This window comes from Streptomyces sp. NPDC003034 (genome assembly GCF_053591375.1).
Window position 1 is genome coordinate 95,976 of record NZ_JBSFTS010000002.1, and the last position, 14,622, is coordinate 110,597.

16 protein-coding genes and 2 pseudogenes are annotated in these 14,622 nt (G+C 70.8%); 11 read left to right on the forward strand and 7 right to left on the reverse strand.

Features of this window, described 5'->3' with window-relative positions; genetic code table 11:
- The first annotated feature begins 81 nt into the window (after positions 1 to 81).
- Positions 82 to 417 (forward strand): hypothetical protein, encoded by a 336-nt coding sequence (locus ACWDX7_RS02780; RefSeq protein WP_451488578.1) that lies wholly within the window; start codon positions 82 to 84, stop codon positions 415 to 417.
- A gap of 17 nt (positions 418 to 434) precedes the next feature.
- On the opposite strand, the gene ACWDX7_RS02785 is transcribed toward ACWDX7_RS02780, so the two are convergent.
- Both ACWDX7_RS02785 and ACWDX7_RS02790 read right to left on the reverse strand, forming a co-directional pair.
- Complete coding sequence (locus ACWDX7_RS02785; RefSeq protein ID WP_451488577.1) at positions 435 to 1,034, reverse strand: nicotinamidase; 600 nt, start codon at positions 1,032 to 1,034, stop codon at positions 435 to 437.
- A gap of 218 nt (positions 1,035 to 1,252) precedes the next feature.
- Positions 1,253 to 2,581, reverse strand: a complete 1,329-nt coding sequence (locus ACWDX7_RS02790) for a nicotinate phosphoribosyltransferase (RefSeq protein WP_451488576.1) — start codon at positions 2,579 to 2,581, stop codon at positions 1,253 to 1,255.
- An 80-nt stretch (positions 2,582 to 2,661) separates the two neighbouring features.
- On the opposite strand from ACWDX7_RS02790, the gene clpS reads away from it, so the two are divergent.
- The 7 genes from clpS to ACWDX7_RS02825 all read left to right on the forward strand — a co-directional run bounded on the left by clpS (position 2,662) and on the right by ACWDX7_RS02825 (position 7,513).
- Positions 2,662 to 2,976 carry an ATP-dependent Clp protease adapter ClpS gene (clpS, locus tag ACWDX7_RS02795; RefSeq protein ID WP_451488575.1) on the forward strand — a complete coding sequence of 105 codons (315 nt, stop codon included), beginning with the start codon at positions 2,662 to 2,664 and terminating at the stop codon, positions 2,974 to 2,976.
- Complete coding sequence (locus ACWDX7_RS02800) at positions 2,976 to 3,590, forward strand: DUF2017 domain-containing protein (RefSeq protein ID WP_451488574.1); 615 nt, start codon at positions 2,976 to 2,978, stop codon at positions 3,588 to 3,590. Before clpS ends, ACWDX7_RS02800 begins: the two co-directional genes overlap by 1 nt.
- 356 nt (positions 3,591 to 3,946) lie before the next feature.
- Positions 3,947 to 5,383 (forward strand): amino acid permease, encoded by a 1,437-nt coding sequence (locus ACWDX7_RS02805; RefSeq protein WP_451488573.1) that lies wholly within the window; start codon positions 3,947 to 3,949, stop codon positions 5,381 to 5,383.
- Between the two features lie 135 nt (positions 5,384 to 5,518).
- The gene (locus tag ACWDX7_RS02810) at positions 5,519 to 5,941 is read left to right on the forward strand and encodes a Mov34/MPN/PAD-1 family protein (RefSeq protein WP_451488572.1); all 423 of its coding nucleotides are present in this window, start codon (positions 5,519 to 5,521) and stop codon (positions 5,939 to 5,941) included.
- 77 nt (positions 5,942 to 6,018) lie between these two features.
- Positions 6,019 to 6,183, forward strand: coding sequence for a putative leader peptide (locus ACWDX7_RS02815; protein WP_451488571.1), 165 nt, complete (start codon positions 6,019 to 6,021; stop codon positions 6,181 to 6,183).
- A 92-nt stretch (positions 6,184 to 6,275) separates the two neighbouring features.
- Positions 6,276 to 6,563, forward strand: coding sequence for a MoaD/ThiS family protein (locus ACWDX7_RS02820; protein ID WP_451488570.1), 288 nt, complete (start codon positions 6,276 to 6,278; stop codon positions 6,561 to 6,563).
- Positions 6,563 to 7,513, forward strand: coding sequence for a PLP-dependent cysteine synthase family protein (locus ACWDX7_RS02825; protein ID WP_451488569.1), 951 nt, complete (start codon positions 6,563 to 6,565; stop codon positions 7,511 to 7,513). Before ACWDX7_RS02820 ends, ACWDX7_RS02825 begins: the two co-directional genes overlap by 1 nt.
- Positions 7,514 to 8,208: 695 nt before the next feature.
- Here the strand turns inward: ACWDX7_RS02825 and ACWDX7_RS02830 are convergent.
- Both ACWDX7_RS02830 and ACWDX7_RS02835 read right to left on the reverse strand, forming a co-directional pair.
- Positions 8,209 to 8,553, reverse strand: a complete 345-nt coding sequence (locus ACWDX7_RS02830; RefSeq protein ID WP_451488568.1) for a DUF488 domain-containing protein — start codon at positions 8,551 to 8,553, stop codon at positions 8,209 to 8,211.
- The gene (locus ACWDX7_RS02835) at positions 8,550 to 8,987 is read right to left on the reverse strand and encodes a hypothetical protein (RefSeq protein ID WP_451488567.1); all 438 of its coding nucleotides are present in this window, start codon (positions 8,985 to 8,987) and stop codon (positions 8,550 to 8,552) included. The genes ACWDX7_RS02830 and ACWDX7_RS02835 overlap by 4 nt, the downstream gene beginning before the upstream one ends.
- A gap of 251 nt (positions 8,988 to 9,238) precedes the next feature.
- Here ACWDX7_RS02835 and ACWDX7_RS02840 point away from each other — a divergent pair, with 251 nt between their 5' ends.
- Positions 9,239 to 9,991: an MBL fold metallo-hydrolase gene (locus ACWDX7_RS02840; RefSeq protein WP_451488566.1), complete on the forward strand. Its 753-nt coding sequence runs from the start codon at positions 9,239 to 9,241 to the stop codon at positions 9,989 to 9,991.
- A 115-nt stretch (positions 9,992 to 10,106) separates the two neighbouring features.
- Here the strand turns inward: ACWDX7_RS02840 and ACWDX7_RS02845 are convergent, their stop codons facing one another.
- Together ACWDX7_RS02845 and ACWDX7_RS02850 are read right to left on the reverse strand one after the other, a co-directional pair.
- The gene (locus tag ACWDX7_RS02845) at positions 10,107 to 11,387 is read right to left on the reverse strand and encodes a PTS transporter subunit EIIC (RefSeq protein ID WP_451488565.1); all 1,281 of its coding nucleotides are present in this window, start codon (positions 11,385 to 11,387) and stop codon (positions 10,107 to 10,109) included.
- 207 nt (positions 11,388 to 11,594) lie between these two features.
- Positions 11,595 to 12,896 (reverse strand): PTS transporter subunit EIIC, encoded by a 1,302-nt coding sequence (locus ACWDX7_RS02850; RefSeq protein WP_451488564.1) that lies wholly within the window; start codon positions 12,894 to 12,896, stop codon positions 11,595 to 11,597.
- 208 nt (positions 12,897 to 13,104) lie between these two features.
- On the opposite strand from ACWDX7_RS02850, the pseudogene ACWDX7_RS02855 reads away from it, so the two are divergent.
- A pseudogene (locus tag ACWDX7_RS02855) lies at positions 13,105 to 13,347 on the forward strand (glucose PTS transporter subunit EIIB); the annotation flags it as partial.
- 212 nt (positions 13,348 to 13,559) lie between these two features.
- Here ACWDX7_RS02855 and ACWDX7_RS02860 read toward each other — a convergent pair.
- Positions 13,560 to 13,729: pseudogene (locus ACWDX7_RS02860) on the reverse strand (MBL fold metallo-hydrolase); the annotation flags it as partial.
- Between the two features lie 156 nt (positions 13,730 to 13,885).
- Here ACWDX7_RS02860 and rph point away from each other — a divergent pair.
- Entirely contained in the window at positions 13,886 to 14,620 is a 735-nt protein-coding gene (gene rph / locus ACWDX7_RS02865; protein WP_451488563.1) for a ribonuclease PH, read from the forward strand.
- The last annotated feature ends 2 nt before the right edge of the window (positions 14,621 to 14,622 follow it).

The following is a 14,622-nucleotide window of genomic DNA, read 5'->3' on the forward strand; positions in this document are numbered from 1 at the left end:
GCCGTCGCCCTCTAGCGGGCGGCGGCCGATCACGTTTAGATGCCCCGTGCGACTTTGTTATTGACGGGGGAGATGACCGCCATGCCCGGTGGAGGTTTCGTCAGATTGCCAGGCGGCAGCGTGGTGGTCGCGCTCGTGCTGCCCAGGCCCTCGGGAGAGGGCGGAAACGTCCGCGTGCTGGTGCACGCCCCGAACCGCGCCCGCGCCCTGACCAGGCTGCGGAACCACGGCATGCGGGCCGTCTACCTGCGGGGCAACGCGCAGCCGCCGACGCCGGACGAGGTCACGGCCGTCCTGCACCACCCGGACGGCCTGCTGTGGCGCAGCGCGCCGGACCGCGCGGTGGAATGCCGGCGCAGTGCTCCCGGCCGTGCGGTGGAGCTGTGGCGCCCGATCAGGGCCCTGCTGAGCGGCTGAGCGGCTCAGCGCGCCGCTCAGCCGCTGAAGGGCGCCCGGCCGACCAGGACCACCCCGGCCGCCCCCAGCTCCTCCAGCGCCCGCTCGGTGGTCTGCGGGGCGACCGCGGCCGTCAGGTCCAGCAGGACGCGGGTGGCGAAACCGGCCCGGGCGGCGTCGAGGGCGGTGGCCCTCACGCAGTGGTCGGTGGCGATCCCGACGACGTCCACCTCGCGGACGTGCCGGTCCCGCAGCCACTGGGCCAGGCCGGTCCCGTTCTCGTCGGCGCCCTCGAAGCCGCTGTACGCGGCCTCGTATGCGCCCTTGTCGAAGACGGCGGCGACGGCCCCGGACGCCACGGCGGGGGCGAAGTTCGGGTGGAAGCCCACGCCCTCCGTCCCGGCGACGCAGTGCACGGGCCAGGAGGTCTCGTAGTCCGGCTCGGCCGGGGGGCGGGCGAAGTGCGGGCCGGGATCGACGTGGTGGTCGCGGGTGGCGACGACGTGCCGGTAACCGGGCGTCGCCTGGCCGATGAGGTCCGTGACGGCGGCGGCGACGTCGGCCCCGCCGGTGACCGCGAGGCTGCCGCCTTCGCAGAAGTCGTTCTGGACGTCGACGACGATCAGTGCGCGGTGCATTTCCGTTGCCCTTCGCTCGGTGTGGCGGGTGCGGCGCAGAGCGCGGGGCCCTTCCCCCGCCCCCGCTTGCAGGGCTCTGCCCCGCACGCCGCGCCTCAATCGCCGCCCGGGCGCGAGATCACCCCGGGCGGACCGTCCGGCCCGGTGCAGGGGGCGCCCGGGCGGCCGGGCCGGTGCGGGCGGCCGGGCCGGTGTGGGCGGCCCGGCGGGCCGCCCTGCTACACGTACTCCGTGGGGATCACGGCCTCGCCGCGCGAGAGCTGCATCGCCGACAGGGGCAGTCCCGCCCGCGCCGCCCGGTGGCGGTCGCGCGCCGCCTCCAGGGGCTCGCGGGCGATCACCTCGCCGGCCTTGACCAGCTGCGTCAGGAGCTGGTGGCCGGCCAGCGCGGCCGGCACCGGGCCGGTGCCGACGACCTCGGCCTCGGCGACACCGTCGGCGTCCGGCCGGCGGGCCGCCCACTTCCGGCCGCCGATCGAGGTCTTGCCGCCGGAGGACTTCTTCGCGACCGGCACGAGCGCGGCCTTCGGGTCCGCCGACGCGGCCCGCGCCACCAGCTTGTAGACCATCGAGCAGGTCGGGTGCCCGCTGCCCGTGACCAGCTGCGTGCCGACCCCGTAGGCGTCCACGGGCGCCGCCGCCAGCGAGGCGATGGCGTACTCGTCCAGGTCCGAGGTGACCACGATCCGCGTCGCGTTCGCGCCGAGCTCGTCCAGCTGCTGGCGCACCCGGTGGGCCACGAGCAGCAGGTCGCCGGAGTCGATGCGGACCGCGCCCAGCCCCGTCCCGGCGACCTCCACGGCCGTCCGTACGGCTTCGGCGACGTCGTACGTGTCCACCAGCAGGGTGGTCCCGCTGCCCAGCGAGGCCACCTGCGCCGTGAAGGCGTCCCGCTCGCTGTCGTGCACGAGCGTGAAGGCGTGGGCGCTGGTGCCGACCGTCGGGATCCCGTACCGGAAGCCGGCCGCCAGGTCCGAGGTGGAGGCGAAGCCGCCCACGTACGCGGCGCGGGAGGCCGCCACGGCCGCCAGCTCGTGCGTGCGCCGCGCGCCCATCTCGATCAGGGGGCGCTCACCCGCCGCCGAGGACATCCGGGAGGCGGCCGCCGCGATGGCCGAGTCGTGGTTGAGGATCGACAGGATGACGGTCTCCAGCAGCACGCACTCGGCGAAGCTGCCCTCGACCCGCAGGACCGGCGACCCGGGGAAGTAGACCTCGCCCTCCGGATAGCCCCAGATGTCCCCGGAGAAGCGGTAGGAGGCCAGCCAGTCCAGGGTCCTCATGTCGACCACGGCCCGGTCGCGCAGGAAGTCGAGCACCGCGCCGTCGAACCGGAAGTTCTCCACGGCGTCGAGGACCCGGCCGGTGCCCCCCACCACTCCGTAGCGGCGTCCCTCGGGCAGCCGCCGGCTGAACACCTCGAAGACCGAGCGGCGGTCGGCGGTGCCGTTCACCAGCGCCGCCTGCAGCATGGTGAGCTCGTAATGGTCCGTGAAGAGCGCTGTCGACGGCACGTCCACCGGCAGGCCCAGGTCCGCAGGGTTCATGACAGTGATGCTAGCGCACATCTCGTCAAAGTGACGAGATGTGCGCCCCGTTTGTGCAACCGGCCGTTGGCAGTGGCAGCATGGGACAAGTGAGTGTTGCTCCCATTGAGATCGAACGCACCGAATCGGCCGAAGAGACCTTCGCGGTCCCCGAACCCGACGTCCCCTGGGTGACCCTGGTGCACAACGACCCGGTCAACCTCATGAGCTACGTGGAGTACGTGTTCCAGGCGTACTTCGGCTACCCCAAGGACAAGGCGCACAAGCTGATGCTCGACGTCCACCACAAGGGGCGGGCCGTCGTCTCCAGCGGCACCCGCGAGGAGATGGAGCGCGACGTGCAGGCCATGCACGGCTACGGCCTGTGGGCGACCCTTTCCCAGGACCGCGGCTGATGAGCGGACGGACCGGCGTGTTCGAGGCCCTCAAGGACGGCTCCGGAGCCTCCATCGTCCTCGACGAGATCGAGATCTCCATCCTGCGCTCACTGGCGGTCCAGCTCCTGGAGCTGATCGGCCCCGGCGCTCCCGAGCCCGCCGAGGACGCGGACCCGCTCGCCGCGCTCTTCGCGGAGGGCCCCTCCGAGCCGCCGTCCGACCCGGCGCTGGCCCGGCTCTTCCCCGACGCGTACGAGGCCCCCGGCGACGCCGACGGGACGGGCGTGGACCCGGAGGAGCTGAAGGCCCGGTCGGCGGAGTTCCGCCGCTTCACCGAGAACGACCTGCGCGCCCGCAAGCGGGAGGACGCGCTGGCCGTCGTACGCAGCCTGGACGGGCTCGACCCGGCCGGCGGCGGGTCGGCGCTGCTGGAGCTGACCGGGGAGCAGCCGCTGCGCTGGCTCGGCGCGCTCAACGACCTGCGCCTGGCCATCGCGGCCCGGCTCGACATCACCGAGGACGACGAGAGCGCGGCGCTCTTCCGGCTGCCGGACGACGATCCGCGCAAGCCGATGGTGATGGCGTACCTGTGGCTCGGCGGTCTTCAGGAGAGCCTCATCGAGACCCTCTGAGAGGGCCCCGCGGCGAAGACCCGCCCCCGGGCGGTCCAGGCGGTCCAGGGGGGTCCGTGTTCGCTCAGCGGATGCTCAAATTCGGATAACGATCAGATCACCACACCGTGGTGATCTGATCCATTTCTAGCCCTTTGTCCGGAATTCCCTGTGCAGTGCGCCACTTTACCCGCCCGCGATAACCCCTCATCCCGTGATAAATCTTCACGATCGCCGACGGGACGCCACCCATGTCCCCCGGCCTGCTTGAACCGGCTGATCGCCGGCGTGCAACTCCATCCGTATCCGGGGGGATCGAGGACCCGATCCGCGGCCTGCAGAAGGCGCGGATCGGCGTGGAGAAAGGCGCACCAGACATGACCTCTGTGCAGGTCGAGCAGCACGACAAGACGCCCGGCGAGGGCGCTCCCGGCGAGGGCGACGGCTACCACCGCGCGCTCGGGGCCCGCCAGATCCAGATGATCGCGATCGGCGGAGCCATCGGCACCGGCCTGTTCCTCGGCGCCGGCAAGGCGATCTCCAAGGCCGGCCCCAGCCTGATCCTGGCCTACGCCATCGCGGGCCTGGTCATCTTCTTCATCATGCGGGCCCTGGGCGAACTGCTCATGTACCGCCCCGTGTCCGGGTCCTTCTCGGACTACGCCCGCGAATTCCTGGGCCCCTTCTGGGGATACGTGACCGGCTGGACGTACTGGCTCTTCTGGGTGGTCACCGGCATCACCGAAGTCACCGCCGCCGCGCAGTACATGGGGTACTGGACCCATGACAGCTTCCCGCAATGGGCGTACGCGCTGATCTTCACCGTCATCCTCTACGGCGCCAACCTGATCTCCGTGAAGCTCTTCGGCGAGCTGGAGTTCTGGTTCTCCATGGTCAAGGTCACCGCCATCGTCGGCATGATCCTGATCTGCGCCGGCATCCTCACCATCGGCTTCTCCGACGCCGGTGACACCGCCACCGTCACCAACCTGTGGAGCGACGGCGGCTTCTTCCCGAAGGGCATCGGCGGCACGCTGATGACCCTGCAGATCGTCATGTTCGCCTTCCTCGCGGTGGAACTGGTCGGCGTCACCGCCGGCGAGTCCAAGGACCCCGAGAAGACCCTGCCCAAGGCCATCAACACCGTGCCGTGGCGCATCGCCGTCTTCTACGTCGGCGCGCTCATCATGATCCTGTCGGTCGTCCCGTGGCACGAGTTCCAGCCGGGCGTCAGCCCCTTCGTCGCCGCCTTCGAGAAGATGGGCCTCGGCGTCGGCGCCGCCATCGTCAACTTCGTGGTGCTGACCGCGGCCCTGTCCTCCTGCAACTCGGGCATGTACTCCACCGGCCGCATGCTGCGCGACCTCGCGCTCAACGGCCAGGGACCGAAGTTCTTCACCCGGCTCACCAAGAACGGCACCCCGCTCCTCGGCACCACCTTCTCCGCCGCACTGATGCTGGTGGGCGTCTGGATCAACTACGTCGCCCCGGGCAAGGCCTTCGACTACGTCGTCTCCTTCGCCACCATCTCCGGCATGTGGGCCTGGATCATGATCCTGGTCTGCCAGATCCGCTACCGCGCCAAGGCCGACCGGGGAGAACTGCCGCAGTCCTCCTTCCGGGCCCCCGGCGCCCCGTGGACCAGCTGGTTCGCCCTGCTCTTCATCGGGATGGTCATCGTGATGATGGGCGTCGACAAGGACGCGCGGGTCTCCCTGTACTGCGCCCCCCTGTGGGGACTGGTCCTCGGCCTGTCCTACCTGGGCCTGAAGTCCCGCAACCCGCGCGGAGCCGCCTTCACCAAGGCCCCGTAGCGCCCCGGCCGCAGAGCCGCGCGCGCGAGGCGCAAACCCCCGGCGGGCCCCGCCCGCGGGGGCCGGTGTCCAGCATCCGGGCCCTTCCGTACCATCCCTCGGTACGGAAGGGCCCGTCTGCTTATCCTGTCGCTCATGCTGACCCTCACCCAGGCCCTGTACGACCAGATCGTCGAGCACGCCCGCCGGGACCACCCCGACGAGGCGTGCGGTGTGGTGGCCGGCCCGGCAGGCACCGGCCGCCCCGAGCGGTTCATCCCGATGCTCAACGCCGCCCGCTCGCCCACCTTCTACGAGTTCGACTCCAAGGACCTGCTCAAGCTCTACCGCGAGCTGGACGACCGTGACGAGGACCCGGTGATCGTCTACCACTCGCACACCGCGACCGAGGCCTACCCGTCGCGCACCGACGTCACGTACGCGAACGAGCCCGCGGCGCACTACGTCCTGGTCTCCACGGCGGACGAGGACGGCCTCGGCCCGTTCCAGTTCCGCTCGTACCGGATCGTCGACGGAGTGATCACCGAGGAAGAAGTGCAGGTCGTAGCGGCCTACTGACCAGTATGTGAGCAGGAACCGTCCACGATGCGGGATCACACTCCAAACCGGGGACCGGGAATCGTTAACATGACCGCATGGTTTCCCACGACGTGAGCATCGAGACGCCCGGCAGGCTGCTGCTCGCTCCGCTCGCTGGCGCTCGCTCCGCCTCCGCTCTTCTTGGGGCCTTTGGGTGCGGAGCGGCGCGGCTGCACGTCGATCTGTGCCGCCTCGCCAGCGCGATCTGTCCTGCCGCCTGAGCACCCCAGCGCCCCACAGCCCTCTCGCGCGGGGGGCACCACAACCGCGCGCCCTGACGTTCTCACGCCCCTTCACGACACTGGAGCCAGCCATGGCCATCGAGGTCCGCATCCCCACCATCCTGCGCACGTACACCGACGGCCAGAAGGCGGTGGAGGGCAGCGGCGCCACCCTGGACGAGCTCTTCTCCGACCTGGAGACCCGCCACAAGGGCATCCGGGAGCGCATCGTCGACGAGGCCAAGGGCGGCGAGCTGCGCCGCTTCGTGAACGTCTACCTCAACGACGAGGACGTCCGCTTCCTCGCCGGCATCACCACCGAGCTCTCCGACGGCGACAGCGTCACCATCCTCCCCGCCGTGGCCGGCGGATCGAAGTAATGCGCTACGACTCCCCGCTGGCCGCCGTCGGCAATACGCCGCTGGTTAGGCTGGTCAGGCTGTCGCCCTCCGCCGACGTGCGGATATGGGCCAAGCTGGAGGACCGCAACCCCACCGGTTCGATCAAGGACCGCCCCGCGCTCCACATGGTCGAACAGGCGGAGAAGGACGGCCGGCTCCGCCCGGGATGCACGATCCTGGAGCCCACCTCCGGCAACACCGGCATCTCGCTGGCGATGGCGGCCAAGCTCAAGGGCTACCGCATCGTGTGCGTGATGCCGGAGAACACCAGCAAGGAACGGCGTGACCTGCTGGCCATGTGGGGAGCCCAGATCATCTCGTCGCCGGCGGCCGGCGGCTCGAACACGGCGGTCCGGGTGGCCAAGGAACTGGCGGCGGAGCACCCGGACTGGGTGATGCTCTACCAGTACGGCAACCCGGACAACGCGGGCGCGCACTACGCCACGACGGGCCCCGAGATCCTCGCCGACCTCCCGTCGATCACGCACTTCGTGGCGGGCCTGGGCACGACCGGCACCCTGATGGGCGTCGGCCGCTACCTGCGCGAACACGTCGAGGGCATCAAGATCGTCGCGGCCGAGCCGCGCTACGACGACCTCGTCTACGGCCTGCGCAACCTGGACGAGGGCTTCGTCCCGGAGCTGTATGACGCCTCCGTGCTGACCACCCGCTTCTCGGTCGGCTCGGCGGACGCGGTCACCCGCACCCGCGAGCTCCTGCAGCAGGAGGGCATCTTCGCGGGCGTCTCCACCGGCGCGGCCCTGCACGCGGCGATCGGCGTCGGCCGCAAGGCGGTGGCGGCGGGCGAATCGGCGGACATCGTCTTCGTCGTGGCCGACGGCGGCTGGAAGTACCTCTCGACCGGCGTCTACACGGCAGCGACGACGGAAGAGGCCATCGAGGCCCTCCAGGGCCAACTCTGGGCTTAGGGGCCGCGGGGCCGCCGGGGGGCTGGGGTTCCGCTCGGCTTCGGGGGCTTCGGGGGCTGCGGGGGCTTCGGGCCCGCTGGGCCCGCTCCCGGGCTCTGGCCATCGGGGCGCTGGGGTCTGGGGGTCCGGAGTACGGGGGTCCGGGTCGCCGGGCGCGGGGGCCTGGGGAGCCGAGCCCCTTGCGGTGCGGTGCTCGCGGTGCTCCGCACCGGGCCCGTGGCCTGAGCACCGGCGGGCCGATGTCCAGCCCCGTCGGCGCTGAGGCTCGGCTCCGGGCGGAGCCGGGGGAAGCGTCGGGAGGGCGGCGCGGGGAACCAGGGCGTGTCTTTCGGATCTTGCCGGGCCCCACGTCGTCCGGCACCGCACCTCGCTGCGTTGTCGGGGGCTTCCAGGTACGTCCAGTACGAGGCAAGCTCCTCCGCCTTGCGATGCAACGGCACCAGACGCCCAGGGCCTTACCGGAGCTTTGACGACGACCTAGCCCCGCCGGTCCGCGCACCCGTACGGGCGTACCCACCGGGGGCGCCAGGCCATGCGGTGCACGCCACCCCTTACCGGCCACGCGGCCGTTGCCCGAGTCCGGGCGGCCGCGGGGCCGACCGTGCACGCCACCTCCAGCGGCGCCGTGCCGTGCCGGCGCGCGGCACGAGACCACCGCTCGCGGGCGCCCGGTTACCCGCCCGGCTGCGAGGCCGTCAGGCCAGCAGCTCCGCCAGGACGGCGGCGTGGCTGGATGCCGGGTCCTTGGTCGCGGTCAGCAAGGTGACCGGGCCCGCCGCCGCCAGGGCGCGCAGGCGGCTCAGTTCCGCCGCCGCCTCCGGCTCCGCCAGCTCGGCCTCGTACCGGGTCCGGAACTCCCCGGCGGATCCACCCGCGTGGAACCACTTGCGCAGCTCGGTCGACGGGGCCACCGCCTTGGGCCACTCGTCCACCCGCGCCGCCGCCTTCGCCAGGCCCCGTGGCCACAGCCGGTCCACGAGCACCCTGAGCCCGTCCGCCCCCGGCTCCGGGGGGTCGTACACGCGCCGCACCCGGATCATCCGCCACCGCCTCCCGGATCGCCGAGGCCCTGGATCTCGTCCCACAGCGCCGGGTCCAGGACCCCGATCCTGCTCCCCAACTCCCACAGCGACACCTCGGCCGGCCGATCCGCCTCCAGGAAACTCGGCCGGCCCTGCGTTCCCACCGTCCCCGGGGGCAGCGGGATCACCCCCAGCCGGCGGTCGTCGTACGTCCCGGTGATCCACGCGACGCGGACGCGGCGGGCCCGTACCGGCCCCACGGCCAGGACCAGACACGTCCGGCCGTCCGCCAGACGCCACAGCTCACCGGCCCGCGGCCGGGGCGGCGGGCCGGCCCCGTGCGGGGGCGGGGGCGGGGCCCGGCGGGGCAGCCCCAGCCGTTCCCCGGCGACCAGCACCGCCAGCGCCACGACGGCGACCGCGGCCACGGCCGGCCACCAGGACGTGTCCATGCTTCGACCGTAGCGGCGCCGCAGGCCCCCGGCGCGGCGGGCCAACAGCCCCCGGCGCCGCGGCACAACGCCCCCCGGAGCCGCGCCGCACGGCAACGCCCCGGCCCGCCGTCGCTCCCCCGAGTGACACCACAGGTGATTCCCCCCACAACGGCCCGCCGCGGAGGAGCGACCGAGGGTTTCGCGCCTTACGCTCGACGCACGCACGGCCCGCATTCCGTCCACGGACCGTCCACGGAGGTTCACGCTCCATGAAGCTCACCGTCGTCGGCTGTTCGGGGTCGTTCCCCTCCGCGGACTCAGCCTGTTCGAGCTACCTCGTCGAGGCCGACGGCTTCCGGTTGCTCCTCGACATGGGCAACGGCGCACTGGGCGCCCTCCAGCGCCACTGCGGCCTCTACGACCTCGACGCGATCTTCCTGAGCCATCTGCACGCCGATCACTGCATCGACATGTGCGCGTACTTCGTCGCCCGCTACTACCGGCACGAGGGCGGCCGCTGCGGCACCATCCCCGTCTACGGACCCGAGGGCACCGAGCAGCGCCTGAACGCGGCCTACGAGGACGTCCCCGACGAGCGCTCGATGAGCGAGGTCTTCGACTTCCGCACCCTGAAGTCGGCCTCCTTCGAGATCGGCCCCTTCCGGATCCGCACCGAGAAGGTCTGCCACCCGGTCGAGGCGTACGGCATCCGCGTCGAGCACGCCGGCCGCTCGCTCACGTACTCCGGTGACACCGGCGTCTGCCCGGAGCTGGGTGTGCTCGCCGAGGGCGCCGACCTCTTCCTCTGCGAAGCCTCCTTCACGCACGGCAAGGAGGACATCCCGGACCTCCACCTCAACGGCCGCGAGGCCGGCGAGTACGCGCACGCCGGCCGGGTCGGGCGGCTCGTCCTCACCCACATCCCGCCGTGGACGGACGCCGGACAGAACCTCGCCGACGCCCGCGCGGTGTACGACGGCCGGGTCGACCTGGCGTACCCGGGCGCCGTCTACGAGATCTAGGTCCTGTCGCCCGGCCAGGGGCAGTTCTCCAGGGCATCGCCGAAGCCCCCGCCTTCGTACGTACGGTACGTACGAAGGCGGGGGCTCTCGTTTCGGGTGCCGGATGTGGCGGGGCCTACTTGGCCTCGGCCTTCACCAGCTCGGCGAGCTCCTCGTCGGACTCGCGGCCCGGCGTCGGGAGGTTGAACTTGACGATGGCGAAGCGGAAGACGACGTAGTAGACGACCGCGAAGCACAGGCCGACACCGGCGAGCATCCACGGCTTCTCCGCGATGCCCAGGTTCAGCAGGAAGTCCACCAGGCCCGCCGAGAAGCCGAAGCCGTCCCGCATGCCCAGGGCCCAGGTCAGTGCCATGGAGACACCGGTCAGCACCGCGTGGATCGCGTACAGCACCGGCGCGATGAACATGAAGGTGAACTCGATCGGCTCCGTCACACCGGTGACGAAGGAGGTGAGCGCGAGGGAGAACATCATGCCGCCGACGACCTTGCGGCGCTCCGGGCGGGCGCAGTGGACGATCGCGAGACAGGCCGCGGGGAGCGCGAACATCATGATCGGGAAGAAGCCGGTCATGAACTGTCCGGCGGTGGGGTCACCGGCGAGGAAGCGGCCGATGTCACCGTGGACGGCGCCGTTGGGAGTGTCGAAGGAACCGGCCTGGAACCACGGGAAGGAGTTCAGCAGGTGGTGCATGCCGATCGGGATCAGCGCACGGTTGGCGACACCGAAGATGCCCGCGCCGACGGCGCCGGAACCGGTCAGCCACTCACCGAAGTTGTGCAGACCCGTGCCCAGCACCGGCCAGATCAGGCCGAAGACGATACCGGTGACCAGGCCCGCGACGGCGGTGAGGATCGGGACGAGGCGGCGGCCGCCGAAGAAGCCCGCCCAGTCGGGCAGCTTGGTCCGGTAGAACTTCTGGTAGAGCAGGGCCGTGATGATGCCCATCACGACACCGCCGAGGACTCCGGCGTTGACCGCGGCGTCCACCATGACGATCTTGCCGCCGACGACCTTGGCGACCTGCGGCAGGTTGCTGTCGGTGAAGGTGGCGAGGACCTTCTGGAAGACGAGGTAACCGGTGACGGCGGCCAGGGCGGTGGAACCGTCCGACTTCTTGGCGAAGCCGATCGCGATGCCGACGGCGAACAGCAGCGCCATGTTGTCGAGGATCGCGCCGCCGCCGGCGGCCATGTAACCCGCGATCTTGAGGACGAACGTCGGGAAGACGTCCTTGTCGCCCAGCATGTCGTCCGCGCCGAGTCGCAGCAGCAGGGCGCCTGCGGGCAGCACCGCGACGGGGAGCATCAGGCTGCGGCCGATGCGCTGCATGACAGCCATCGCTCCGGAGCCCTTCTTCTTCTCGGCCGCCGGGGCAGCGCTAGCCGTGGACACAACTTCCTCCAGGGGGCAAGGCGCCGCCCGGGGACACGGGGGAAGGGTGGCGGCGTCTCAGAAAGGGGGACCGCGAGGGCCGGATCCAGCCTCGCGTGGTCTACACCAATCGTGGTGTAGACCAGTTGTAACACGGTGAGGGTTAGATAAGGAACCTTCGATTTCATGTGGCCTGCGCCACATCTGCCCCCTCGGCGGCCACCGGCGCTACGGCTTCGTCGTCTCCGCCTCCATCGCCGCGATCTCCTCGTCCGACTCCCGGCCTGGAGTCGGGATGTCGAACTTCGTGATCGCGAAACGGAAGACCACGTAATAGACGAGGGCGAAGGCCAGGCCGATCGGAATGATCAGCCACGGCTTCGTGGCCAGACTCCAGTTGATGACGTAGTCGATCAGACCCGCCGAGAAACTGAAGCCGTCCTTCACCCCCAGCGCCCACGTCACCGCCATCGACACACCCGTCAGCACCGCGTGGATCACGTACAGCAGCGGCGCCACGAAGAGGAAGGAGTACTCCAGCGGCTCCGTGATGCCGGTGACGAACGAGGTCAGGGCGACCGACAGCATCAGCCCGCCCACCTCCTTGCGCCGCTGCGGCTTCGCACAGTGCGTGATCGCGAGGGCTGCCGCCGGAAGGGCGAACATCATGATCGGGAAGAAGCCGGTGAGGAACTGACCGGCCTCCGGGTCACCCGCCAGGAACCTGTTGATGTCGCCGTGCACCGTCTGGCCGTCCGGCTTCGTGAAACTGCCGAACTGGAACCACACCGGCACGTTCAGGAACTGGTGCAGCCCGATCACCAGCAGCGCCCGGTTGGCGATGCCGAAGATGCCGGCGCCCCACGCACCCAGACCGATCAGCCAGTCCGAGAAGCTCTCCAGCGCACCGCCGATGGGCGGCCAGATCCACAGGCACAGCGCGGCGAAGGCGATCGCCACGAAGGACATGATGATCGGCACCAGCCGGCGGCCGTTGAAGAAGCCCAGCCAGTCCACCAGCTTCACCCGGTGGTAGCGCTGCCAGAACCAGGCGGTCAGCAAGCCCATCACGATGCCGCCGAAGACCCCCGGATTCTGGAACGTGTACCCGGCGAAGGCGTCCGCCTGCCCCAGGCAGCCACCCCTGACGTCCCGCGTGCCCTCGGGGCAGTCGTCGGGGAAGGCGTGCAGCACCCCCCGGTAGACGAGGAAGCCCGCCACCGCCGCCAGCGCGGTCGAACCGTCCGCCTTCTTCGCCATGCCGATCGCCACGCCGATGCAGAAGAGCAGCGGCAGACCGAGGTCCGCGTCCAGCAGCGCCCCGCCGGCGCCCGCCATCACCTTCGCGACGTTCGTCCAGTTCAGACCCTCCGAACCGAACACGTCCGGCTGGCCGAGGCGGTTGAGGATGCCCGCCGCGGGCAGGACCGCGATCGGCAGCTGCAGACTCCGCCCCATCTTCTGCAGTCCCTGGAACAGCCCGTTCCACCACCGGGGCTCCGGCACAGCTGCGGCGCTGCTCGCGCTCATCGGCGTCCTCCCTGACCGACCCGGTTTCTGGCAGTCGCAACATGTGCGGCACACTGGTGTAGACCAGTCGTGGGGCAGGCTGCTGCTGATCGTCATCATTGGGCAGGAGCCGGTCATGCGCCCGCGTAGATAGGCCAAGCGTGAGCTACCGTGACAAAGCGGATCCGCTGGTTAAGGCCGCCGAGACTCGTTCTTCGAAACACTCAGGGAGAAACACATGGCCACCAAGGCTGAGAAGATCGTCGCCGGGCTCGGCGGTATCGAGAACATCGAAGAGGTCGAGGGCTGCATCACCCGCCTGCGCACCGAGGTCGTCGACCCGAGCAAGGTCGACGAGGTCGCCCTCAAGGCCGCCGGCGCCCACGGCGTCGTCAAGATGGGCACCGCGATCCAGGTCGTCATCGGCACGGACGCCGACCCGATCGCCGCGGACATCGAAGACATGATGTGACCTGAGCGGCCTGAGCGGCCTGAGCGGTACCGGCGCCCCGCGCGGCAGTCGCCCGTACGGAGACGCCGTACGAGGCCCTGCGCGAAGGCCCCGCCCAAGGCACCCGAAGACCCCGTCCCGGACCACCCGGACGGGGTCTTCGCGTACCCGCGCAGGGGCATGACCCGGATGCGCGCAGCGGTGTGTCGCCGTCGAGGAGCCGCAGCCGGCCGGCGGCCCTCGGCGCCCACCGCGCCCGGGTCGTAGCGGTCGCCTCGGCCCACTGAGCGGCCGTGGCCCCGGGGAAGGCCTCGGCGCGCGGGGAGAAGAACGGGCCCGGGCCGTCGGCGAGGGCAATGATCTCGGTCGAGCCGATCCAAAGGCGGGGAACGCTGAGGGACATGGCCGCGGTCCTCACGGGCCCGCCACGCGGAGGGTGGCGCGCCCCATGCCGTGATGACCTCGATGCGGCGCGAGGGGATTCCTCAGATGAACAGCACCTGCGTCGGGTTTCCGCCGCGTCTGGGTCATGCTCCCCGCAGGGGCTAGGCTCGCAACCATGTCTCGCATCGACGGCCGCACGCCCGAACAGCTCCGCCCGGTCACCATCGAACGCGGATGGAGCAAGCACGCCGAGGGCTCCGTCCTCATCTCCTTCGGAGACACGAAGGTCTTCTGCACCGCCTCCTTCAGCGAAGGCGTCCCGCGCTGGCGCAAGGGCAGCGGCGAAGGCTGGGTCACCTCCGAATACTCGATGCTGCCCCGCTCCACCAACACCCGCGGCGACCGTGAATCCGTACGCGGCAAGATCGGCGGCCGCACCCACGAGATCTCCCGCCTCATCGGCCGCTCGCTGCGCGCCGTCATCGACTACAAGGCCCTCGGCGAGAACACCATCGTCCTGGACTGCGACGTCCTCCAGGCAGACGGCGGCACCCGCACCGCCGCCATCACCGGCGCGTACGTCGCCCTCGCCGACGCCGTCGCCTGGGGCCAGCAGAAGAAGCTCATCAAGGCCGGCCGCAAGCCGCTCACCGGCACGGTCGCCGCCGTCAGCGTCGGCATCGTGGACGGCGTCCCCCTCCTCGACCTCTGCTACGAGGAGGACGTACGGGCCGAGACGGACATGAACGTCGTCTGCACCGGCGACGGACGCTTCGTCGAGGTCCAGGGCACCGCCGAGGGCGAGCCCTTCGACCGCAAGGAACTCAACGCCCTCCTGGACCTCGCCGCCGGCGGCTGCGCCGACCTCGAAGCCATCCAGCTGCGCGCGCTGGACCTGCCCGTCCTGTAGGG